Raw genomic sequence first — 22713 nt, forward strand, 5'->3', positions numbered from 1 at the left:
TTGGCTAGAATGCCGGCCTTTCCAACAGCTGGTACCGGCCCGTGAAGCACAACCCCGACCGCATCTATGCCACGCCCCAGGCTCAAGTCTCCGACTTCGCGTTCAACGAAGACGTGGTCAAGGTGTTCCCGGACATGATCAAGCGCTCGGTGCCGGGCTACCCGACCATCGTCGAGAACATCGGCGTACTGGCCGCCCGTTTCGCCCAGCCCAATACCCGCCTGTACGACCTGGGCGCCTCCCTCGGCGCGGTCACCCAAGCCCTGCGCCGCCATGTGCGCACCGATGGCTGCCGGGTGCTGGCTGTGGATAACTCCGCCGCGATGGTAGAACGCTGCCGCGAGTACCTGCACGCCCAGGATTCCATGTACCAGGAGCTGCTGCCGGTGGAGGTGCTGGAGGCAGATATCCTCGCCCTGGAATTCCAGCCGACCTCGCTGGTGGCGATGAACTTCACCCTGCAGTTCGTCGCCCGCGAGGAACGCCAGCCCCTGCTGGCGCGCATCCACCAGGCGTTGCTGCCGGGTGGTGCATTGATTCTTTCGGAGAAGCTGCGCTTCACCGATGCCGCGGAGCATGAGCTGCTCACCGACCTGCACATCGACTTCAAGCGCGCCAACGGCTACAGCGAGCTGGAGATCGCCCAGAAACGCAGCGCCCTGGAGAACGTGATGCGCCCCGACAGCCTGGAGGAACACCGCGAGCGCCTGCTGGCGGCCGGCTTCTCCCGCGTGGTGCCCTGGTTCCAGTGCCTCAACTTCGCCTCGCTGATCGCCCTGCCATGATCCGTACCCTCGATCTCGACGCCCTGCAGCAAAGGCTCATGGGCACCCCGCTGCAGGATTGGGCCGCCGACCTGCCCGGCCAACTCGACGCCAAGCTGGCCATCGGTCACGGCGACCTTCAGCGCTGGGGCGCGGCGGTGGACGCCCTGCCGCCGATCACGCCAACCCGCGTGGAACTGGCACAACGCTTCGCCCTCGACGGCGATTGCGACGAAACCACCCGCACTGCGCTCAAGGATGCGCTGATGGGGCTGATCCCCTGGCGCAAGGGGCCCTTCGAGCTGTTCGGCGTGCACGTCGACACCGAATGGCGCTCCGATTGGAAATGGTCACGGGTCTCGCCGCACCTCGACCTGCGCGGCAAGCGTGTGCTGGATGTCGGCTGCGGCAACGGCTACTACCAGTGGCGCATGCTCGGCGCTGGTGCCGACAGCGTGGTGGGCATCGACCCGAACTGGCTGTTCTTCTGCCAGTTCCTGGCCATGAAGCGCTACCTGCCGGACCTCCCCGCCTGGCACCTGCCCCTGGCCCTGGAAGAGCTCCCGGCGAAGCTGGAAGGCTTCGACACGGTGTTTTCCATGGGCGTGCTCTACCACCGCCGCTCGCCCATCGACCACCTGTTCGACCTCAAGGACTGCCTGCTGCGCGGCGGCGAGCTGGTGCTGGAAACCCTGGTGGTGGAAGGCGACGCCCAGCAGGTGCTGGTGCCCGAAGACCGCTACGCGCAGATGCGCAACGTATGGTTCCTGCCGTCGGTGCCAGCGCTGGAACTGTGGCTGCGCCGCGCCGGTTTCGTCGACGTGCGCTGTGTGGACGTCAGCGTCACCAGCATCGAGGAACAGCGCAGTACCGAGTGGATGCGCTACCAATCCCTGCCCGAATTCCTCGACCCGGCCGACCACAGCCGCACCATCGAAGGCCTCCCCGCCCCGGCCCGAGCGGTGATGGTGGCGCGCAAGCCTTAAAGCAGCTGGAAGCTGGAAGCTGGAAGCTGGAAGCTGGAAGCTGGAAGCTGGAAGCTGGAAGCTGGAAGCTGGAAGCTGGAAGCTGGAAGCTGGAAGCTGGAAGCTGGAAGCTGGAAGCTGGAAGCTGGAAGCTGGAAGCTGGAAGCTGGAAGCTGGAAGCTGGAAGCTGGAAGAGCCTGGGGGATCGGCGGAAGCTGTCAACCCCCGGGCTTATTTTTTCGCACTCCGAACGTAGCCCGGGCTTCAGACCGGGAAAGCCCGGCACCGGCTCGAGCGAATGGTGGACCACGCTTCACCGGTCCACCATTCGGAGTCATGTCGAACCCCGGCCCCGTGCCCCCACACACGACACTTCAAGCTTCAAGCTCGTGACGCTTGCGCCCCCTGGATCAGCTGTTTCATCTCGATCACCGCCTGCTTGAAACCAACAAACAGCGCATGGGCCACCAGGGCGTGACCGATATTCAGCTCATTGATGCCGGGGATGGCGGCTACCGGTTCGACGTTGTGGTAGTGCAGGCCGTGGCCGGCGTTGACCACCAGGCCGAGCTTGAGGCCCAGGGCGACGCCTTCGCGGATGCGCTGCAGTTCGCGGGCAGCTTCTTCCGGGGTGTGGGCGTCGGCGTAGCGGCCGGTGTGCAGTTCGATGGCGGGGGCGCCGACGCGGTGGGAGGCTTCGATCTGCGCCGGGTCGGCATCGATGAACAGGGAGACTTCGCTGCCCAGGCGCGCCAGGCGCTCGACCGCGGCCTTGATGCGGGCTTCCTGGCCGGCGACGTCGAGGCCGCCTTCGGTGGTCAGTTCCTGGCGGGTTTCCGGTACCAGGCAGACGTGTTCGGGGCGGATCTCCTCGGCGAAGGCGAGCATCTCCTCGGTGACGCCCATCTCGAAGTTCATGCGCGTCTGCATGACCTCCTTGAGCACGCGCACGTCACGCTCCTGGATGTGCCGGCGGTCCTCGCGCAGGTGCACGGTGATGCCGTCGGCACCCGCCTCCTCCGCATCCAGCGCGGCCTTGACCGGGTCCGGGTAGCGGGTGCCACGGGCCTGGCGCAGGGTGGCGACGTGGTCGATGTTGACGCCGAGCAGAACACGATTGGCTTCAGTCACGGGAGGGTTCCTTGAGTGTCATGAAGAGTTCGCGGCTGGCCAGGGGCCTGCCGCCGAGATGGGGTGCCAGGGCCTGGCGCATCAGGCGCTTGGCCGCCGCGAGGGCACCGGGGGCGCTCCAGTCCGCCTCGGCCAAGGCCAGCAGTTCAACGCCCTGGAACAGGCCGGGCTGCAGTTGGCCAACGGGCTCCAGGCCGGCATCGGGCAACAGGCGGTAGATGCCGCTGGCGGCGATGGGCGTGCCGTGGAGGTCGATGTCCAGGGCAAAACCATAGCCCAGCTCGTCCAGCAGGCGCCATTCGAAAGCGCGCAGCAGCGGCTCCAGCGGACGGCCGCCGGCCAGGGCCTGGAGGGTGGCGGCGTAATGCTCGAACAGCGCGGGGTGCGGCGCTTCGGCCGGCAACAGGCGGATGGTCAGTTCATTGAGGTAGAGGCCGCTGAACAGCGCCTCACCGGTGAGGAAGTGGGGGATGCCGGCGCTTTCCAGGCGCCCCACGTTCTTCAGCTCACCACGGCCGCGGAATTCGGCCTCCAGCGGCACGAAGGGCCGGACCAAAGTACCGGCCTTGCCCCGCGCACCCCGCATGACGGCGCGAAGCCGCCCTTCCGGGGTGAGGAAATCCACCAGCGCGCTGCTTTCGCGGTAGGCCCTGCTGTGCAGTACGAAGGCCGGTTGCGCACTGGTCTGCATCGGTTACTGGTCGTTGTAGCCCAGGGAGCGCAGGGCGCGCTCGTCGTCGGACCAGCCCCCCTTCACCTTGACCCAGAGGTTGAGCATGACCTTAGAGTCGAACAGCACCTCCATGTCCTTGCGGGCTTCCTGGCCGATGCGCTTGATGCGCTCGCCACCGTCGCCAATGATGATTTTCTTCTGTCCGTCGCGCTCCACCAGGATCAGCGCGTGGATATGCAGAATGCGGCCTTCCTGCTTGAACTCCTCGATCTCGACGGTGATCTGGTAGGGAAGTTCAGCACCCAGCTGGCGCATGATTTTCTCGCGCACCAGCTCGGCGGCGAGGAAACGGCTGCTGCGGTCGGTGATCTGGTCTTCCGGGAAGAAGTGCTCGCCCTCGGGCAGGCGTTCGGCGACCAGGCGCTCCAAGGTGTCGAGGTTGTGCCCCTGCTGGGCGGAGATCGGCACCACTTCGGCCTTGGGCAGCTGCTCCTGGAGCCAGGCCAGGTGCGGCATCAGGTCGGCCTTGTCGTCCAGGCGGTCGGTCTTGTTGATGGCCAGGATCACCGGGCCCTGGACGTACTGGACGCGCTCGAGCACCAGTTGGTCCTCGTCGGTCCAGCGGTTGCGGTCGACCACGAAGATCACCACGTCGACATCCTTGAGGGCGGCCGAGGCGGTCTTGTTCATGTAGCGGTTGAGCGCTTTCTCGTTGTTCTTGTGCAGGCCGGGGGTGTCGACATAGACGGCCTGGACATCACCCTCGGTCTTGATGCCGAGCATGTTGTGGCGGGTGGTCTGCGGCTTGCGCGAGGTGATCGCCAGCTTCTGCCCGAGGATGTGGTTGAGCAGCGTCGACTTGCCCACGTTGGGGCGGCCGACGATGGCAACGTAGCCACAGCGCTGGGTATTGGTATCAGTCATGGCCGTTCTCCACGCCCAAGGCCACCAGTGCTGCTGCCGCCGCTACCTGTTCGGCAATGCGTCGGCTGGCACCCTGGCCACGGGTCTTGTCATTCAGCAGGGCGATCTCGCACTCGACGAAGAAGGTGCGGCAATGGGGTTCGCCCTGGATATCCACCACTTCATAGCGGGGCAGTTCGCAGGCCCGCGACTGGAGGAATTCCTGCAGGCGGGTTTTCGGGTCCTTGTTGGTATCGACCAGGGTCAGGCCTTCCAGCTCGTTGTGCAGCCAGGCGAGGACGCGTTCACGGGCGCGCTCCATGCCGGCATCGAGATAGATGGCACCGATCAGCGCTTCCAGCGCATCGGCCAGGATCGACTCGCGACGGAAACCGCCGCTTTTCAGCTCGCCGGAGCCCAGGCGCAGGTACTCGCCCAGCTCGAAACCACGGGCCAGCAGGGCCAGGGTCTCACCCTTGACCAGGCGGGCACGCAGGCGTGACAGCTGACCTTCGCGGGCCTGGGGGAAACGCTCGTAGAGCGCCTCGCCGGCGACGAAGTTGAGAATGGCATCACCGAGGAATTCCAGGCGCTCGTTGTTGCGCCCGGCGAAACTGCGGTGGGTCAGGGCCAGGGTCATCAGACCCTGGTCCTGGAAGGTGTGGCCGAGCTGACGCTCGAGACGGCTAAGGGATACGCTCACGGGACCCGCACACGGAATTCTTTGTCGAAGTGCACCACCAGATCGAGGTTACCAATCAGCGGCTCGCGTTTTTCGTACTTCAGCGCAACAAGGAAGTCATTATTCTCAATCCTGACCTGAAGAGCCTTACTCAGGTCAATGTCGCGAATACTGTTGACCTGCATCCCCTTGTTCAGGTGGCTGATGAAATCAGCTGGGGTCGAGATGCCCTGAGCTCTGTCGTTTTCCACCGACTTGATCATTTTCTCAAGTGCGTAGTAATCCATATAGTGCGGAATAAACTTGAAGGCCGTGCTGGCCAGGAACGCAACGACGGCCAGGGCAATCAGCCAGCCCAGTATCGACAAGCCCCTCTGCGAGTGCGCAAACGTCATGATGACCTCAATGTCAGTGGTGTTGTGTGGGCCGGATGGCCCCCTGCAAGACTATATATAGCGGGCGGCGCCGCATTGAACAGCGCCGCAAAAGCGAAAGTCGGGGGCCGTCAGTGAATGAGGCCCACGCGGGAGAAATTCGGCAGGTTGTTCATCTTCGGGTCCGGCCAGCTCATCCATACGGCGAACGCCTTGCCGACGATGTTACGGTCCGGGACCATGCCGAGCAGGTCCTTGGGAATGTTCGGGTCGTTCCAGTAGCGACTGTCGTTCGAGTTGTCGCGGTTGTCGCCCATCATGAAGTAGTGCCCTTGCGGCACCACCCACTCCTTGCCCGGCTCCATGCGGTAGCGCTTCATTTCCTTGCGGATGAGGTGCTCGGCGGCGCCCAGCTTCTCCTCGTACAGGCGGGAGCTGCCCAGGGTGCCCGGCTCGTCGCCGATCAGCTTCTCCGCTACCTGCTCGCCGTTGACGGTCAGGCGCTTGTCGCTGCTGTAGGCGATACGATCACCCGGCAGGCCGATCACGCGCTTGATGTAGTTGATGTTCGGGTCGCTGGGGTAGCGGAACACCATGACATCACCGCGCTGCGGGTCACCGACCTCGATCACCTTGCTGTCCACCACCGGCAGGCGAATGCCATAGGCGAACTTGTTGACCAGGATGAAATCGCCCACCTCCAGGGTCGGTTTCATCGAGCCGGAGGGAATCTGGAAGGGCTCGACCAGGAACGACCGCAGCACCAGCACGATGGCCAGCACCGGGAAAAAGGACTTGCCGTATTCCACCAGCAAGGGTTCCTTGTCGAGCTTTTCCACCACCTCGGGGTCGGGCTCGCCGACTTGCCCCTCGTAGGCGGCAATCGCAGAGCGCCGGCGCGGAGCCAGCAGAACCAGATCGATGAGCGCGAGTACGCCGCAGACAGCCACGGCGATAACCAACAAGAGCGGGAAATTGATCGACATAGACCCTAGCTATCCACTTTGAGCACTGCGAGGAAGGCTTCCTGTGGAATTTCCACACTGCCGACCTGCTTCATCCTTTTCTTACCGGCCTTCTGCTTCTCCAGCAGCTTCTTCTTACGGCTGACGTCACCGCCGTAGCATTTGGCCAGAACGTTCTTCCTGAGCGCCTTTACGGTAGTACGTGCAACGATCTGACCACCGATCGCCGCCTGGATCGCCACGTCGAACATCTGCCGTGGGATCAGTTCTTTCATTTTCTCGGTCAGCGCGCGGCCTTTGTAGTGGGCCTGGTCACGGTGAACGATCAGCGCCAGCGCGTCGACCTTCTCGCCGTTGATCAACACGTCCAGCTTGACCAGGTTGGCCGACTGGAAGCGGTCGAAGCTGTAGTCCAGCGACGCGTAGCCGCGGCTCACCGACTTCAGGCGGTCGAAGAAGTCGAGCACCACTTCGTTCATCGGCAGGTCGTAGCAAACCTGAACCTGGCTGCTGAGGAATTGCATGTCGCGCTGTACGCCACGCTTCTCGATGCACAGGGTGATGACGTTGCCCAGGTGCTCCTGGGGCACGAGGATATTGGCGCGCACGATGGGTTCGCGCATTTCCTCGACGAGCGAGAGGTCGGGCAGCTTGGACGGGTTGTCGACGTAGATCGTCTCGCCGGTCTTCAGCACCACCTCGAAGATTACCGTCGGCGCGGTGGTGATCAGGTCCAGGTCGTATTCGCGCTCCAGGCGCTCCTGGATGATCTCCATGTGCAGCATGCCGAGGAAGCCGATGCGGAAGCCGAAGCCCAGGGCTTCGGAGCTTTCCGGCTCGTATTGCAGCGCGGCATCGTTCAGGGTCAGTTTCTGCAGCGCTTCGCGGAAGTCCTCGAAGTCGTCGGAACTGACCGGGAACAGGCCGGCGTAGACCTGCGGCTTGATGCGCTGGAAGCCCGGCAGCACGTCGACGTCAGGAGTATTGGAGAGGGTCAGGGTGTCACCCACCGGGGCACCGAGGATGTCCTTGATACCGGCGATGATGAAGCCCACTTCACCGGCCTTGAGGTCGGCCATTTCGGTGTGCTTGGGGGTGAATACACCGACGCTGTCCACCTGGTGGAGCTTGCCGGTGGACTTGACCAGAATCTTGTCGCCCTTCTTCACCCGGCCGTGCTTGACCCGTACCAGGGAGACCACACCCAGGTAGTTGTCGAACCAGGAGTCGATGATCAAGGCCTGCAGCGGCGCCTCGATCTCGCCTTCGGGCGCGGGGATGACCTTGACCAGCTGCTCGAGCACGTCGATCACGCCCATGCCGCTCTTGGCGCTGCAGGGCACGGCGTCGGTGGCATCGATGCCGATGATGTGCTCGATCTCTTCCTTGACCCGCTCCGGCTCGGCCTGGGGCAGGTCCATCTTGTTCAGCACGGGCATGACTTCCAGGCCCTGCTCGATGGCGGTGTAGCAGTTGGCGACCGACTGCGCCTCGACGCCCTGGCCGGCATCCACCACCAGCAGCGCACCTTCGCAGGCGGCCAGCGAGCGGCTGACTTCATAGGTGAAGTCGACGTGGCCGGGGGTATCGATGAAGTTCAGCTGGTAGGTCTTACCGTCCTGCGACTTGTAGTGCAGGGTGACGCTATGGGCCTTGATGGTGATGCCGCGTTCACGCTCCAAATCCATGGAGTCCAGCACCTGGGCCTCCATTTCGCGGTCGGACAGGCCGCCACACATCTGGATGAAGCGGTCGGCCAGGGTCGACTTGCCATGGTCGATGTGGGCGATGATCGAAAAATTGCGGATATGACTCAGGTCACTCACAGGGTCGACACTCGAAAAAAGCCGCAAGCCGGTTGCTTGCCGAAAAATAGCCGGGGAGTTTACCTGATAGGCGACTCAGGCGTCACGCCCGCATGGCGGAGCGCGGGCATGAAAAAGGGCGACCCTGGTCGCCCTTTTTCAGTGCATCGGATTATTCCGAAAGCTTGAAGGTGATGAAGCTGGCGCGCCCCTGGCGCAACACGCGCATGGACACGGAACGATTCTTCGGCAGTTCCTTGGCCACCTTGGCGAAGGTCTGCACCGAATCGATGGACTGGTTGTTCAGGTGGCTGATCACATCACCCGGGCGCAGGCCCATGAGGGCTGCCGGGCCATCCTGAACTTCCTTGATCACCACACCGCCCTTGATGTCGAGGCTCTTCTTCTGCTCGTTGGACAGCTCGGCGACCAGCACGCCCAGACGATTGCTGCTGCGCTCGGCACCCTGCGGAGCACCGGTGGAGGTGACTTCCTCACCGTCTTCCGGCAGCGAGCCGATGGTCAGCGACAGGTTCTTGCGCGAGCCTTCTCGCACGACATCGAGGTCGATCTTGCTGCCGGGCTTGAGGGCCCCGACCAGATGCGGCAGGTCAGCGGACATGACGATCGGCTGGCCGTTCATGCTGAGGATCACGTCACCGACCTGCAGGCCACCCTTGGCGGCGGGGCCATCGTCCAGCACCTGGGCCACGAGGGCACCGGCCGGCTTGTCGAGACCGAAGGATTCGGCCAGGTCCTTGTTCACTTCCTGGATCACCACGCCGAGCCAGCCGCGGCTGACCTTGCCTTCAGCCTTGAGCTGGTCGGCCACGCTCATGGCGACGTCGATCGGGATGGCGAAGGACAGGCCCATGAAGCCGCCGGACCGGGTGAAGATCTGCGAGTTGATGCCCACTACCTCGCCATCCAGGTTGAACAGCGGGCCGCCGGAGTTACCCGGGTTGATGGCCACGTCGGTCTGGATGAAGGGAACATAGTTCTCGTTCGGCAGGCTGCGCCCCTTGGCGCTGACGATGCCGGCGGTCACCGAATGGTCGAAGCCGAAGGGCGAGCCGATGGCCAACACCCAACTGCCGACCTTCAGCGCATCGGACTTGCCGAGCTTGACGATGGGCAGGTCCTTGCCTTCGACCTTGAGCAGAGCCACGTCGGTGCGCGCATCGGCACCGATCAGCTTGGCTTCCAGCTCGCTGCGGTCGGACAGGCGCACGATGATTTCATCGGCATCCGCTACCACATGGTTGTTGGTCAGGACGTAGCCATCCTTGGAGATGATGAACCCCGAACCCAGGGACTGCGCCTCGCGCTGGCGACCGCCCCCCGGACTGCGCGGAACCTGAGGCATGCTGCGCTCGAAGAACTCGCGGAGCATGGGCGGCAGGCCTTCCAGATCGGGCATCGCCTGGTTACCAGCGACCGCACGCGAGGGCAGCTTCTGCCGGGTACTGATGTTGACGACCGCCGGGGAGGCCTCCTCCACCAGCGGCGTGAAGTCGGGCAATTCGGCATGCGCGACAAAGGTTTGACCGAGCAGCAGCACCGCCGCGAACGCGGACAGGCAGGATTTCATGCTTAGCATCGACATACAGCTCCCGTCATGAAACGAGGAATGTGAACCCGGCGCGGGCCGACCGGCCTGGCGGGCAAACGCAATTCGGGCCGGGGGTCGACCCCAGCCCGAGATAACACAATTGGGAATTCTTTTGCAGGAACCGTCGCCGAGGAACGATCAGCCCACGACGCCCAGCGGGTCGCCGTGGTCATGGCCGCTCCGCCCACGGCGTCGCTCAACTCACTGAGCTGCCTGGGGGGCTGCGGTTCCAGCCGTACGCATAGACAACGCGATACGCTCGGCAGTTCCCACGGGGATCTCACCGACTACCGTGACCATTACGTCACCGTCGCTGGTGCCGAGCCTGCGGGACACAGCCACTGTCGGACCGAGCTCGACGCGAACGTCCTCCACCGGCGCACCGTGCAGGGGCTCGAGGAAGACCGAGAAGCGCGCCAGGCCGTCTCCATAGAGCAGACAGGCCACCGGATCGGACGATACGGGACTCTGCCGCTGGATGGCACTGGTGAGGGTGAAGCCCTCGGGCAGCCAGTCGGAACGCCAGTTGTTGGCCAGGGTCTTCGGCGCCTCGGCGAAGCGCACAGGCTTGCAATCCTGCCCAGCCTGAAGCATGGCATCACCCGGAACCTGGGATGTATCGATCTGGGTGAACTGGAAGCGTTCCAGCAACATGCCCTTCTCATTGAGCAGCAGCGACTTGAGCGGCAGGCCGGTTTCCCGGTCCAGATGCAACTCGAAGCCGTAACGGTGCTGATCACGAGGATTGAGCGACAGGACGATCGCCTGTCGCCCCGCAACCCGCGATTCGCCCACCACGCTCATGTCATAGGACTTGGCGATCTGGGCGGCATCGAGGTCGCGGGCCGGCCAGACCTGGCCATCGCCCATCTGGTCGGAAAGCGCGCCACTCACGCATTCTGTGCGTCCATCCACGCGGAGGATTTCCTGGGCGGGGCCATCGAGCTGCTGCAGCCGTTCACGCACCTTGCCGGCGGCATCGACGCGATGCCAGACCTGATGGGTCGAAAAACTGCCACTTCGCTCGTAGACGAAGGTGCCCTGGAAATTCTGCCGCTGTTCGGCATCAGCGAGTCGCTTCAGCCAATCCTGTGCGTCGGCGGCGTGGGCGGCCTGAGCCAGCCATCCGCCGCCGAGCAGTACGAAGAGTGGAAATGCGCGCATGTTTCTCCTTAGCGGCTTTCCAGACTGGCAGCACGTGCGTAGGGCAGCGCACTGTCGGTCCCACTCATGGCAGCCTGCTGCGCATGCTGGCGCAGGTACGCCGGCAGACGTTGTTCATGCCAGCCGGACGTCGCTTGCGCGGCACCGGACAGCGGCGGACGCACGCCTTGCGAATCGGTGCTGTAGCCGGCCAGGACGGTGCCCTGGCTCGCCTGCGGTGCACTGATCACCGGCTGCGATGCGCCTTGCTGGGCCAGTTGCTGGGTGCCCACCTCGTCCTGGTTGTACATGCGCACACCTGCCAGCACGGCCAGGGTCACCGAAGCGGCCACGGCCAGGCGACCAAGGTTGCGCCAGGGACCGCGAACGGGCTGAGCGGGCAACGCTTCATCGGCCAGCGCGGCGGAAACCGCAGCGGCGATGTCGAGGCGCGGCTCGATCAGTTCCTTGTGCATCACGGCACGGGCGATCTGGTAACGGGACCAAGTGGAACGCAACTCCTCATCGCCGCTGGAAGCGAGCACACGCCGCAACTCCAGTTCATCCGCTTCGTTATCCATCACCGCGGACAGCGATTCCTGCAGGGCTTCACGACTCATGGCGATTCCTCTCTTAGCTGTCGCCGCTGTCTCAGGATTCCTGCAACAAAGGTTGCAGGGCTTTATCGATAGCTTCTCGCGCCCTGAAAATACGCGAGCGAACCGTACCAACCGGACATTGCATGACGCTGGCGATGTCCTCGTAACTCAGACCATCGAATTCACGTAAAGTCAGCGCAGTACGCAAATCTTCCGGCAATTGCTGAATGGTCCGATGGACGGTGCCTTCGATCTCATCCCGCAGCAATGCTCGCTCCGGTGATTCGTTGTCCTTGAGGGCATGATCGCCGTCGTAGAACTCCGCATCCTCGGCACTTACATCGCTATCCGGTGGGCGCCGACCGCGCGCCACCAGATGGTTCTTCGCCGTGTTGATGGCGATGCGGTACAGCCATGTATAGAAAGCGCTGTCACCGCGAAAATTACCAAGTGCGCGATAGGCCTTGATGAAGGCCTCCTGAGCAACATCCTGAGCTTCCTGGGCGTCGTGGACGAATCGCACGATCAGCCCCAGTATCTTGTGCTGATACTTCAGCACCAGAAGATCGAAAGCTCGTTTGTCGCCTCGCTGCACCCGTTCGACCAGTTGCTGATCCTGTTCCTGGGTTAGCATGGACACTCCTCGTTGGAGCTCGAGGGGCGTTGCGCCAGCCAGTGGATCGGCTTGCCAAAATAGACTCGGGCGTTGCGCAAAAGTTCTCCCCTCCAAGCAAGCTTCCTACAAGACTGTTTCCGTCTTGCACGGAATCGCGCAGCAAGGCACTGGCCACTGCTGCGCGGATAATTTTTCGCCTGATTTGCCGCTGCCTGGAGCGCAAGAAGCGCACCGCGGCACAACTCAGCAAGCATGTCATCTCATGTGCGACGGAAGTAAGAAACCATGAGGACTAAGAAAGTTCCCAGGATTCTCTACCGGACATAAGCCCGCTATTGTGCCGCCCACCCCCTCTATATACTAGTGGCCGCATTTTCGCGGGAACCCGACATGAGCCAACACTTTCAGCACGACGTCCTGGTGATCGGCAGCGGTGCGGCCGGCCTCACTTTGGCGCTGACGTTACCCGCGCACCTGCGCATCGCCGTCCTGAGTAAAGGTGACCTTTCCAACGGGTCAACCTATTGGGCCCAGGGCGGTGTCGCGGCGGTTCTGGATGACACCGATACGGTGGACTCCCATGTCGAGGACACCCTCATCGCCGGCGCCGGACTCTGCCGCGAAGACGCCGTGCGCTTCACCGTGGAAAACAGCCGCCAGGCAATCCAGTGGCTGATCGACCAGGGCGTGCCCTTCACCCGCGATGACGAACATGACCGCGAGGACGGTGGCTTCGAATTCCACCTCACCCGCGAAGGCGGCCACAGCCACCGGCGCATCATCCATGCCGCCGACGCCACCGGCGCCGCCATCTTCAATACCCTGCTGGCCCAGGCCCGCCAACGCCCGAACATCGAGCTGCTGGAACAGCGCGTCGCCGTCGACCTGATCACCGAGCGCAAGCTCGGCCTGGATGGCCACCGTTGCCTCGGCGCCTACGTGCTCAACCGCGCCAGCGGCGAAGTCGACACCTACGGTGCGCGCTTCACCGCCCTCGCCTCCGGCGGCGCGGCCAAGGTCTACCTCTATACCAGCAACCCCGACGGCGCCTGTGGCGACGGCATCGCCATGGCCTGGCGCGCCGGCTGCCGGGTGGGCAACCTGGAGTTCAACCAGTTCCACCCCACCTGCCTCTACCACCCGCAGGCCAAGAGCTTCCTCATCACCGAAGCAGTGCGTGGCGAGGGCGGCCTGCTCAAGCTGCCCAACGGTGAACGCTTCATGCAGCGCTTCGACCCCCGTGCCGAACTGGCCCCGCGCGACATCGTCGCCCGCGCCATCGACCACGAGATGAAGCGCCTGGGCATCGACTGCGTCTACCTGGACATCAGCCACAAGCCGGCCGAGTTCGTCAAAAGCCACTTCCCGACCGTCTACGAGCGCTGCCTGGACTTCGGCATCGACATCACCCGCCAGCCCATCCCGGTGGTGCCCGCCGCCCACTACACCTGCGGTGGCGTGGTGGTGGACAAGGACGGCCACACCGACATCCCCGGCCTCTACGCCATCGGTGAAACCAGTTTCACCGGCCTGCACGGCGCCAACCGCATGGCCAGCAACTCGCTGCTGGAATGCTTCGTCTACGCCCGCGCCGCCGCCCAGGACATGCTCGCCCAGCTCGACGCCATCCCCCTGCCCGCCAGCCTGCCGGCCTGGGACGCCAGCCAGGTCACCGACTCGGACGAGGACGTGATCATTGCGCACAACTGGGACGAACTGCGGCGATTCATGTGGGACTACGTCGGCATCGTGCGCACCAACAAGCGCCTGCAGCGCGCCCAGCACCGGGTGCGCCTGCTGCTCAGCGAGATCGACGAGTTCTACAGCAACTACAAGGTCAGCCGCGACCTGATCGAGCTGCGCAACCTGGCCCAGGTCGCCGAGTTGATGATCGAATCGGCCATGCAACGCCGCGAGAGCCGTGGCCTGCACTACACGCTCGACTACCCCGAGCAGTTGGCCGAAGCCCGCGACACTATCCTGGCGCCGTCCATCTATGGCGATTGAAACGCAGGTGCATGCGCAAGCGCCTGTGGCTCTCGCCATCCAGTGAATCGGCGGGGATGCACAGTCCCCGCCCGATCAACGCCCCTTCGCAGCGATAGACCAGCAGCACCGCCACCGGCAGCGCCAGGCTGTCGGGGCTCAGGTGCACGGGAAACCATTCGCCATCGTGGCGCCGCAGTCGCCAGCCATCGGCGTCCAGGCGCAGGCCTCGCACGGAAGAGGAGCGGGCCAGCAGCACATGGCGCGGCAGCACCCAGCCGGCATGGGCCAGGCAGGCGAGAACGCCCAGCAACCGCGCCCACACGGGCAGGTCAGCGCAGGCCACGGCCACCAACGCCAGGGAAAACAGGGACAGGTAGAGCACCAGCAGGCGCCGCGACGGGCGCCAGTGGCATTCGAAGGTGCTACTTCGGCTGGACACGGTCCAGGATCATTTTCACGATGTAGCGCAGGTCGGCGTCTTCCGGCTCGCCGCGCTGCATGAACCAGCCGAACATGTCCTGGTCTTCGCATTCGAGCAGCTTGCGGAAGCGCGCCTGATCCTCCTCGCCGAGGCTCGGGTAGACCTCCCGGACGAAAGGTACCAGCAGCACATCGAGCTCCAGCATGCCACGGCGGCTGTGCCAGAAGAGTCGGTTCAGTTCAGTTGCGTCGGCCATCAGAGCGCCTCCAGGAATGAGGGCGGCAGTATAACGGCCCGAGCGGCATGCGGCACCCGCTGACAACGGGGATGCCGGGCTCTATCATGACGCTCCGGACCTCAATTCCTGCGATATCCAATGGCCGACTCAGCATTCTTCTGCCCGCTCACCCACGAAGGCCTGCTCGCCGTCCGTGGCGTGGACGCCGCCAAGTTCCTCCAGGGCCAGGTCACCTGCAACCTCGCCTACCTCGACGACAAGACCGCCAGCCTCGGCGCCCGCTGCACCCCCAAGGGCCGCATGGTCTCCAGCTTCCGCATTCTTTCCGAAGGCGACGGCTACCTGCTGGCGCTCGACGCTGCCCTGCTGGATGCACAACTGGCCGACCTGAAAAAGTACGCAGTATTCTCCAAGTCCACCCTCGCCGATGAAAGCAGCGACTGGGTGCGCTTCGGCCTCGCCGGTGGTGACACCGTGCTGCAAGGCCTGGGCCTCGAACTGCCGCCGGAAGCCGACAGCCTGGCCCGTGCCAATGGTCTGATCGCCCTGCGCCTGTCCGATGGCCGCAGCGAACTCTGGGCACCACGTGGCCAGGCCGACGCCCTGCACGCGCGCCTCGCCGCCGACCTGTCCGAGGCGCCGCTGGACGCCTGGCTGCTCGGCCAGGTCCGCGCCGGCATCGGCCAGGTCTTCGCCGCCACCCGCGAGCTGTTCATCCCGCAGATGATCAACCTCCAGGCGGTCGGTGGCGTCAGCTTCAAGAAGGGCTGCTACACCGGGCAGGAAATCGTCGCCCGCATGCAGTACCTGGGCAAGCTCAAGCGCCGCCTGCAGCGCCTTGCCCTGCCCGCCGGGGAACGCCCGCAGCCGGGCGCCGAACTCTTCTCCCCGGTGCACCAGAGCAGCGTGGGCGAAGTGGTGCTGGCGGCCCCGGCAGAAAACGGATTCGAATTGCTCGCCGTGCTCCAGGAAGATGCGGTGAATGACGGACGGATCCACCTGGGTGCGGCCGATGGCCCCGCCCTGACTCTGCTGAACCTGCCTTACGTACTGGATGCCGACCGCGAGATTCAGCGCTAGACAGCACCGACCCGTCCCTTTTTTCCAAGAGAGCATCCATGAGCAAACTCGCAGAACGCGTCCAGCAAGAACTGATCAGCGCCATCGACAACGACGAGCTGGTCCTGCCGACCCTCCCCGAGGTCGCCCTCAAGGTGCGCGAAGCCGCCGAGGACCCGGATGTCAGCATCCCCGCCCTGTCGAAGGTGATCGGCAACGATGCCGCCCTCACCGCGCGCATCATCAAGGTGGTCAACAGCCCGCTGCTGCGCACCAACAAGGAAATCACCGACCTGCAGATGGCCATCAGCCGCCTGGGGATCAACTACACCTGCAACCTGGCCACCGGCCTGGCCATGGAGCAGATGTTCCAGGCCACCTCCGACGTGGTCGACCGCAAGATGCGCGAAGTGTGGAACAAAAGCACCGAGATCGCCGGCATCTGCCACGTACTCTGCCGCCACTACACCCGCCTCGCCCCGGACCAGGCGACCCTGGCCGGCCTGGTGCACCAGATCGGCGTGCTGCCGATCCTCACCTACGCCGAGGAGCACTACGAGCTGCTGGCCGACTCCATCAGCCTCAACCACGTGATCGAGCGCATCCACCCGGTCATCGGCGACCGCATCCTGCGGGCCTGGGAATTCCCCGAGCCGATCGCCCAGGTGCCGAGCCAGTTCCTCGACTTCACCCGCAACTCGCCCAAGGTCGACTACGTCGATATCGTCCAGGTCGCCACCCTGCAGAGCTACCTGGGCAGCGAGCACCCCTACACCCAGCTGGACTGGAGCCAGATCCCGGCGTTCGCCAAGCTGGGCCTCGACCCGCAGGTGGACATGCAGGCCGACGAGGACCTCTCCGCCGCCATGGAAGCGGCCATGGGCATGCTGCAGTAATACGGCGGTAACGCGCATCCGCGAAAACCCCACTAGACTCCGGGCATTCCGGAGTTCAAGGATGTAACGGATGCGCACCCTCCTCCTGTTCCTCTCCCTCTGCCTGGGCGGCCTCTGCACCGCCCAGGAGCTGCGCCTCACCAACGGTGAATGGGCGCCCTATCTCGGCGAGAAGCTGCCCTACCAGGGCGTCGCCTCGCGCATCGTCGCCGAAGCCTTCGCCTTGGAAGGGATCGACGTGCGCTGGGAGTTCTACCCCTGGGCCCGGGCCCTGCGCCTGGCCGAGCGCGGCGAACGCGACGGTAGCGCGGTCTGGCTACGCAGCCCCGAGCGCGACCAGCACTTCTTCGTCAGCGAACCGGTGATCGAAAGCGGCTACTACCTGTTCCACCGCAAGGACCTGCCGCTCGACTGGCAACAGGTCGACGACCTCGCCCAGCTGCGCTTCGGCGCCACCCTCGGCTACGACTATGGCGAAGCCTTCCAGCGTGCCGAACGCGAGGGCCGCCTCAAGGTGCAGCGCCTGCCCAGCGAGGAACAGGGCCTGCGCATGCTGCTGGCCGGGCGCATCGACGTGTTCCCGGTGGACAAGATCGTCGCCATCGCCATGCTCCAGGACAACTTCACCAGCGCCGAGCGTGCTCGTGTCAGCTTCCATGCCCGTCCGCTGCGCAGCGACTCCCTGCACCTGCTGTTATCTCGTGCCGATCCGGCCAACGCCGAGCGCATGGCGCGTTTCAACCAGGGCCTGGCACGCCTGCGCGAGAGCGGCAAGGTCGCCCGCTACCTGCTCGAAGCCCAACAACCGCTGAGCATGCTGCCCTAGGCCGGCGGAAAGCTGACTCGCACCCGCAAGCCACCCGAGGCGCCGTCATGCAGGCTGATGTCCGCCAGGTGCGCCCGGCAAATTTCCCCGACTATCGCCAGGCCCAGCCCCGCGCCACTGACCTGCGGCGATCGCCGGTAGAAGCGCTCGAACACCTTGTCGCGGTCCTCGGCGGGGATGCCGCTGCCATCGTCCTCCACCTCCAGCACAGCCGGCGCGAGCACCCGCAGGGTCACATTGCCGCCCTTGGGCGTGTGGGCCAGGGCGTTGTCCACCAAGTTGCTGAGCAGTTCGTTGAGCAGCGTCGGCTCGCCCATCACCCAGGCCATGTCCTCCGCCTCCAGGGCCAGGGCGATGCCCCGCGCATGGGCCAGCGGCGCCAGGGCCATGCCCAGCTCGCGGGCCAGGGCGCCCAGCTCGATGCGCTCGGCCCCTCCCTCGGCGATGGCCCGCGCGCCGCTCTCGATGCGCGCCAGGGACAACAGCTGGTTGGCCAGATGGGTCAGCCGGTCGGTGTTGGCGGCGGTGTCCTCCAGGGTGCGATACCACTGCGCGGGCTCCCGCTCGCGCAACCCCAGCTCCACCCGAGCCTTTAGCGCCGCCAGCGGCGTGCGCAATTCGTGGGAGGCATCGGCGATAAAGTCGGCCTGGCGCTGGAACAAGCCGCGCAGACGCTCGGTGAACTGGTTCAGTGCATCCACCAGTGGCTTCAGCTCGGTCTGCACCGCCACCACCGGCAGTGGCCGCAGGTCGTCGGCCTGGCGCTCTTCCACGGCATTGCGCAGCTGGTTCAGCGGGCGCAGGGCGGCGCTCACCACCAGCCACACCAGGGCCAGGGCCGCCAGCGACATCACTGCCAGGCGCCACAGGCTGTCCACCAGCAGGCCGCGGGCGAGGCGCTCGCGGGCCTCCTCGGTCTCGGCCACGCGGATCTCCGCCATGCCGTTGATGCTCTCCTCGCTCACCGGCCGCAGCAGGCTCACCACGCGCACGTCGACGCCGTCGTAGCGCGCGTCGTAGAAACGCGCCAGGGCCGGGTAGTCGTCGGTACGCGGCGTACCCTTCGGCGGGCCGGGCAGGTTCTCGTAGCCGGAAACCAGTTTCCCCTCGATATCGGTCACCTGGTAGAAGATGCGCCCCGCGCTGTCGTAGGCGAAGGTATCCAGGGCCACATAGGGCACATCGGCCTTGAGCCGGCCATCCGCCTCGTAGAGCCCGGCGGAGATGGCCCGCGCCGAGGCCAGCAGCGTGCGGTCATAGGCGGTGTCGGCGGCATCGCGGGCGCTCCAGTAGGCGCTCATGCTGACGATCACCAGCAGCATCGCCAGCAGCGCCGCCAGGCGCCGCAGCAGCCGCCCCCGCAGGCTGCCGGCTTCACGCATCCTGGTGTTCCAGCAGGTAGCCCAGGCCACGGAAGGTGACGATGCGCACCGCGCTGCCTTCGAGCTTCTTGCGCAGGCGGTGGATGTAGATCTCGATGGCGTCGGGGCTGGCGTCCTGGTCCAGGCCGAACACCTGGGAAGCCAGCTGCTCCTTGCTCATCACCCGACCGGGCCGGGCGATCAGCACCTCCAGCACCGCCTGCTCGCGGGAGGTCAGGGTCAGCACCTCGTCGTCCAGGCTGAAGCGCCGCGTCCCCAGGTCATAAAGCAGGGGCCCGCAGCGCTGCTGCTGTTCGCCGCCGAGCACGCTGCGCCGCAACAGCGCCTTGACCCGTGCCTCCAGCTCGGTGAGCTCGAAGGGCTTGGCCAGGTAGTCGTCCGCTCCCAGGTTGAGGCCGTGCACCCGGTCCTTCACCTCGCCGCGCGCGGTCAGCATCAGCACCGGCAGGGTCTTGCCACGCCCGCGCAGGCGCGCCAGCACCTCGAAACCGTCCAGGCGTGGCAGCCCCACATCGAGCACCGCCAGGGCGTAATCCTCGCTGGCCAGGGCCAGGTCGGCCGCCACGCCGTCGTGCAGCACGTCCACCGTCCAGCCCACGGCCTTGAAGGCCTGGGCGATGCTCTCGGCCAGTTGGGGGTGGTCTTCGACCAGCAGGATTCGCAAGGCGGGGGTACTCCGGAGAACGGCGATCGGGCTGAAGTGTAACGGCCCGAAAGCCGCTGTGAATGGCACGCGGGATTTCTTTCACGCTGAAAGGCTGGCGAAAGTTTCACCCCCTAGCATCCGGCCAGGGTGGCAAGAACCACCCACAGACGCAGGCTCATGGTCGGGCCCGCGCTAACAAAAACAAGAATTGGAGACCAACGATGCTCACTGCCTCCCGGCAGGCGCTGCCGCCTGTTCGCACCCTCACCCTAGCCATCGCCGGCTGCACCCTGGCCCCCTTCGCCCAGGCTGACTTCATCAAGGACAGCACGGCGACCCTCGAAGCCCGCAACATCTACCTGAACCGCGACTTCCGCGATGGCGACGGCCAGTCTCGCCGCGACGAATGGGCCCAGGGTTTCATCCTCAACATCGAATCCGGCTACACCGAAGGCACCGTCGGCTTCGGCCTGGACGCCCTCGGCATGCTCGGTATCAAGCTCGACTCCGGTCGCGGCCAGAGCGGCACCGACCTGCTGCCGGTGCAGGACGACGGCGGCACCCCGGACGAATACGGCAAGCTCGGCCTCACCGCCAAGGTGCGTTTCTCCAAGAGCGAGCTGCGCCTGGGCAGCCACATCCCCGAGCTGCCGGTGGTCAAGGCCAGCGACAGCCGCATCCTGCCCCAGGTGTTCGAGGGCGGCCTGCTGACTTCCAAGGAACTCGACGGCCTGACCTTCAACGGTGGCCGCCTGCGCGAGGTCAAGGACCGCGCCTCGACCAACTCCGAAGACCTCGCCCTGAACAACAAGAACCGCCGCTTCGCCAGCGGTGCCAGCGGCTCGCACTTCGACCTGGCCGGCGCCGACTACGCCTTCAGCAAGCAGCTCACCGGGCGCTACTACTTCGCCGAGCTGGACGACGTCTACCGCCAGCACTTCTTCGGCCTGCTGGCCAGCCAGCCCCTGGGCAGCGGCACCCTCAGCGCCGACCTGCGCTACGCCATCAGCGACGACAGCGGCCGCGCCGACGCCGGCAAGGTGGACAACCGCGCCCTCAACGGCATGCTCAGCTACGGCCAGGGCAGCCACAAGGTCGGCCTCGGCTACCAGCGCATGAGCGGCGACACCGGCTTCGCCTACATCGATGGCACCGACCCCTTCCTGGTCAACTTCGTGCAGATCAACGACTTCGCCAACGCCGACCAGCGTTCCTGGCAGGCCCGCTACGACCTGGACTTCGCCGCCATGGGTGTGCCCGGCCTGAGCTTCATGACCCGCTACATCACCAGCGACAACGCCGAGGTCACCAACAGCGCCGAGGAAGGCCGCGAATGGGAGCGCGACGTCGAATTCAAGTACGTGGTGCAGAGTGGCACGCTCAAGGACCTCACCTTCCGCGCCCGCCACGCCGGCTTCCGTTCCAACTTCGCCCGTGACGCGGACGAGCTGCGCCTGATCGTCAGCTACGCCCTGCCGATCTGGTGATCCACAATAAGACTCCACAGGAGAACCCCCGATGAAGATCACTCTCACCCGCCTCGCCCTCGCCGCATCCTGCCTGCTGCTCTCCAGCCAGTTGCTGGCTGAGCCCAAGCGCCCCGAGTGCATCGCCCCGGCCGCGCCCGGCGGCGGCTTCGACCTCACCTGCAAGCTGGCGCAAAGCGCCCTGATGGACGCCAAGCTGCTGAGCAAGCCGATGCGCGTCACCTACATGCCCGGCGGCGTCGGCGCGGTGGCCTACAACGCCGTGGTCGCCCAGCGCCCCGGTGACGCCGGCACCCTCACCGCCTGGTCCAGCGGCTCGCTGCTCAACCTCGCCCAGGGCAAGTTCGGCCGCTTCGACGAGAACGCCGTGCGCTGGCTGGCCGGCATCGGCACCAGCTACGGCGCCATCGCCGTGCGCAACGACTCGCCCTACAAGAACCTCGACGACCTGGTCAAAGCCCTCAAGGCCGACCCGGGCAAGGTGGTGATCGGCTCCTCCGGCACCGTCGGCAGCCAGGACTGGATGCAGACCGCGCTACTGGCCAAGGCCGCCGGTATCGACCCACGCAACCTGCGCTACGTGGCCCTGGAAGGCGGCGGCGAGATCGCCACCGCGCTGCTCGGCGGGCACATCCAGGTGGGCAGTACCGACATCTCCGACTCCATGCCGCACATCCTCGCCGGCAACATGCGCATCCTCGCCGTGCTCTCCGACGAACGCCTGCCGGGTGAGGACAAGGCCAACATCCCCACCGCCAAGGAACAGGGCTACGACATCAGCTGGCCGGTGGTGCGTGGCTTCTACCTCGGGCCCAAGGTCAGCGACGAGGACTACGCCTGGTGGAAGGCCGCCTTCGACCAGCTGCTGGCCTCCGAGGACTTCGCCAAGCTGCGCGACCAGCGCGAGCTGTTCCCCTTCGCCATGACCGGCCCGGAACTGGACGCCTACGTGAAAACGCGCGTCGCCCAGTACAAGCAGATGGCCCAGGAATTCGGCCTGACCCAGTAAGGCTCACCGCCGCAGCCGGCTGAGCGCCCCGCCAGCCGGCCCTCCGCGCCTTCGATCCGCGAGGAATTCACCATGCTTTTTCAACGCCTGTTCAGTCTGGGCTGGCTCGCTGCATGCCTGGTTTTTGCCGTGCTGGCCTGGGACTACCACGCCGCCTTCTCCTACGAGCCGGTCGGCCCGCGCGCCTTCCCCCTGCTGATGCTGGGGCTGATGGCCGCCGCGCTGGTCTGGCTGACGCTGCGCCCCACCCCGGTGGCGCACACGCACGACGAGCAGCCGCTGGACGCCGCCAGCCTGCGCAAGGTGGCCGCGTGCATCGCGCTGCTGCTGGTCTACGCCGGGCTCTTCGAGCCGCTGGGCTTCATCCTCTCCAGCAGCCTCGTCGGCGTCTTCATGGCGCGCCTCTACGGCGGTCGCTGGCTGCCCAGCGCCATCGCCGCGCTGCTGATCAGCGTCGGCCTCTACCTGCTGTTCGACAAGACCCTCGACGTGCCGCTGCCGCTGGGCGTCCTCGACTTCCTGGAGTGA

Annotated in this window: 24 protein-coding genes; 9 read left to right on the forward strand and 15 right to left on the reverse strand. The window is 65.3% G+C overall.

Features of this window, described 5'->3' with window-relative positions:
- The first annotated feature begins 41 nt into the window (after positions 1-41).
- Complete coding sequence (gene cmoA / locus PI990_RS23440; protein WP_265169460.1) at positions 42-785, forward strand: carboxy-S-adenosyl-L-methionine synthase CmoA; 744 nt, start codon at positions 42-44, stop codon at positions 783-785.
- The gene (cmoB, locus tag PI990_RS23445; protein WP_271658650.1) at positions 782-1750 is read left to right on the forward strand and encodes a tRNA 5-methoxyuridine(34)/uridine 5-oxyacetic acid(34) synthase CmoB; all 969 of its coding nucleotides are present in this window, start codon (positions 782-784) and stop codon (positions 1748-1750) included. Before cmoA ends, cmoB begins: the two co-directional genes overlap by 4 nt.
- Positions 1751-2110: 360 nt before the next feature.
- On the opposite strand, the gene pdxJ is transcribed toward cmoB, so the two are convergent.
- The 11 genes from pdxJ to rpoE form a co-directional block, all read right to left on the reverse strand.
- Positions 2111-2860 carry a pyridoxine 5'-phosphate synthase gene (pdxJ, locus tag PI990_RS23450; RefSeq protein WP_271658651.1) on the reverse strand — a complete coding sequence of 250 codons (750 nt, stop codon included), beginning with the start codon at positions 2858-2860 and terminating at the stop codon, positions 2111-2113.
- Positions 2853-3551 carry a DNA repair protein RecO gene (gene recO / locus PI990_RS23455; RefSeq protein ID WP_271658652.1) on the reverse strand — a complete coding sequence of 233 codons (699 nt, stop codon included), beginning with the start codon at positions 3549-3551 and terminating at the stop codon, positions 2853-2855. Before recO ends, pdxJ begins: the two co-directional genes overlap by 8 nt.
- A gap of 3 nt (positions 3552-3554) precedes the next feature.
- Complete coding sequence (gene era / locus PI990_RS23460; protein ID WP_021221235.1) at positions 3555-4457, reverse strand: GTPase Era; 903 nt, start codon at positions 4455-4457, stop codon at positions 3555-3557.
- Positions 4450-5139, reverse strand: a complete 690-nt coding sequence (gene rnc, locus PI990_RS23465) for a ribonuclease III (RefSeq protein ID WP_031288390.1) — start codon at positions 5137-5139, stop codon at positions 4450-4452. Before rnc ends, era begins: the two co-directional genes overlap by 8 nt.
- The gene (locus tag PI990_RS23470) at positions 5136-5513 is read right to left on the reverse strand and encodes a DUF4845 domain-containing protein (protein ID WP_271658653.1); all 378 of its coding nucleotides are present in this window, start codon (positions 5511-5513) and stop codon (positions 5136-5138) included. The genes rnc and PI990_RS23470 overlap by 4 nt, the downstream gene beginning before the upstream one ends.
- A 110-nt stretch (positions 5514-5623) precedes the next feature.
- Positions 5624-6478, reverse strand: a complete 855-nt coding sequence (gene lepB, locus PI990_RS23475) for a signal peptidase I (protein WP_021221238.1) — start codon at positions 6476-6478, stop codon at positions 5624-5626.
- Positions 6479-6483: 5 nt separating this feature from the next.
- On the reverse strand, positions 6484-8283 hold the full coding sequence (gene lepA, locus PI990_RS23480; RefSeq protein ID WP_021221239.1) for a translation elongation factor 4: 1800 nt from the start codon (positions 8281-8283) through the stop codon (positions 6484-6486).
- A gap of 151 nt (positions 8284-8434) precedes the next feature.
- Entirely contained in the window at positions 8435-9862 is a 1428-nt protein-coding gene (locus PI990_RS23485; RefSeq protein WP_037022080.1) for a DegQ family serine endoprotease, read from the reverse strand.
- A gap of 213 nt (positions 9863-10075) precedes the next feature.
- Positions 10076-11038 (reverse strand): MucB/RseB C-terminal domain-containing protein, encoded by a 963-nt coding sequence (locus PI990_RS23490; protein ID WP_184487803.1) that lies wholly within the window; start codon positions 11036-11038, stop codon positions 10076-10078.
- 8 nt (positions 11039-11046) lie between these two features.
- Complete coding sequence (locus PI990_RS23495; RefSeq protein ID WP_271658654.1) at positions 11047-11637, reverse strand: sigma-E factor negative regulatory protein; 591 nt, start codon at positions 11635-11637, stop codon at positions 11047-11049.
- A 31-nt stretch (positions 11638-11668) separates the two neighbouring features.
- On the reverse strand, positions 11669-12250 hold the full coding sequence (gene rpoE, locus PI990_RS23500; protein WP_021221243.1) for an RNA polymerase sigma factor RpoE: 582 nt from the start codon (positions 12248-12250) through the stop codon (positions 11669-11671).
- A 372-nt stretch (positions 12251-12622) separates the two neighbouring features.
- Between rpoE and nadB the strand changes: the two genes are divergently transcribed.
- Positions 12623-14239, forward strand: coding sequence for an L-aspartate oxidase (nadB, locus tag PI990_RS23505; RefSeq protein ID WP_271658655.1), 1617 nt, complete (start codon positions 12623-12625; stop codon positions 14237-14239).
- On the opposite strand, the gene PI990_RS23510 is transcribed toward nadB, so the two are convergent.
- Complete coding sequence (locus PI990_RS23510) at positions 14208-14660, reverse strand: protein YgfX (RefSeq protein ID WP_271658656.1); 453 nt, start codon at positions 14658-14660, stop codon at positions 14208-14210. The genes nadB and PI990_RS23510 overlap by 32 nt on opposite strands.
- Positions 14644-14898, reverse strand: coding sequence for an FAD assembly factor SdhE (locus PI990_RS23515; RefSeq protein WP_021221246.1), 255 nt, complete (start codon positions 14896-14898; stop codon positions 14644-14646). The genes PI990_RS23510 and PI990_RS23515 overlap by 17 nt, the downstream gene beginning before the upstream one ends.
- A gap of 120 nt (positions 14899-15018) precedes the next feature.
- Here PI990_RS23515 and ygfZ point away from each other — a divergent pair, with 120 nt between their 5' ends.
- From ygfZ to PI990_RS23530, 3 genes are all read left to right on the forward strand, one after another.
- Positions 15019-15960, forward strand: a complete 942-nt coding sequence (gene ygfZ, locus PI990_RS23520; protein ID WP_271658657.1) for a CAF17-like 4Fe-4S cluster assembly/insertion protein YgfZ — start codon at positions 15019-15021, stop codon at positions 15958-15960.
- Between the two features lie 38 nt (positions 15961-15998).
- Positions 15999-16835 carry an HDOD domain-containing protein gene (locus PI990_RS23525; protein WP_263403663.1) on the forward strand — a complete coding sequence of 279 codons (837 nt, stop codon included), beginning with the start codon at positions 15999-16001 and terminating at the stop codon, positions 16833-16835.
- Positions 16836-16905: 70 nt separating this feature from the next.
- Positions 16906-17661, forward strand: coding sequence for a substrate-binding periplasmic protein (locus tag PI990_RS23530; protein WP_271658658.1), 756 nt, complete (start codon positions 16906-16908; stop codon positions 17659-17661).
- Here PI990_RS23530 and PI990_RS23535 read toward each other — a convergent pair.
- Positions 17658-19043 (reverse strand): sensor histidine kinase, encoded by a 1386-nt coding sequence (locus PI990_RS23535; protein ID WP_271658659.1) that lies wholly within the window; start codon positions 19041-19043, stop codon positions 17658-17660. The two genes, PI990_RS23530 and PI990_RS23535, sit on opposite strands and share 4 nt — an antisense overlap.
- Positions 19036-19707, reverse strand: coding sequence for a response regulator (locus PI990_RS23540; RefSeq protein WP_021221251.1), 672 nt, complete (start codon positions 19705-19707; stop codon positions 19036-19038). Before PI990_RS23540 ends, PI990_RS23535 begins: the two co-directional genes overlap by 8 nt.
- A gap of 203 nt (positions 19708-19910) precedes the next feature.
- On the opposite strand from PI990_RS23540, the gene PI990_RS23545 reads away from it, so the two are divergent.
- The 3 genes from PI990_RS23545 (at position 19911) to PI990_RS23555 (ending at position 22713) form a co-directional block, all read left to right on the forward strand.
- Positions 19911-21176, forward strand: a complete 1266-nt coding sequence (locus PI990_RS23545; protein ID WP_263403661.1) for an OprD family porin — start codon at positions 19911-19913, stop codon at positions 21174-21176.
- A 31-nt stretch (positions 21177-21207) separates the two neighbouring features.
- Positions 21208-22185 (forward strand): Bug family tripartite tricarboxylate transporter substrate binding protein, encoded by a 978-nt coding sequence (locus PI990_RS23550; protein WP_271658660.1) that lies wholly within the window; start codon positions 21208-21210, stop codon positions 22183-22185.
- Between the two features lie 72 nt (positions 22186-22257).
- Positions 22258-22713: a tripartite tricarboxylate transporter TctB family protein gene (locus PI990_RS23555; protein WP_021221254.1), complete on the forward strand. Its 456-nt coding sequence runs from the start codon at positions 22258-22260 to the stop codon at positions 22711-22713.

It is taken from the genome of Pseudomonas sp. TUM22785 (assembly GCF_028198105.1).
In the GTDB taxonomy this organism is placed as follows: domain Bacteria; phylum Pseudomonadota; class Gammaproteobacteria; order Pseudomonadales; family Pseudomonadaceae; genus Metapseudomonas; species Metapseudomonas solani.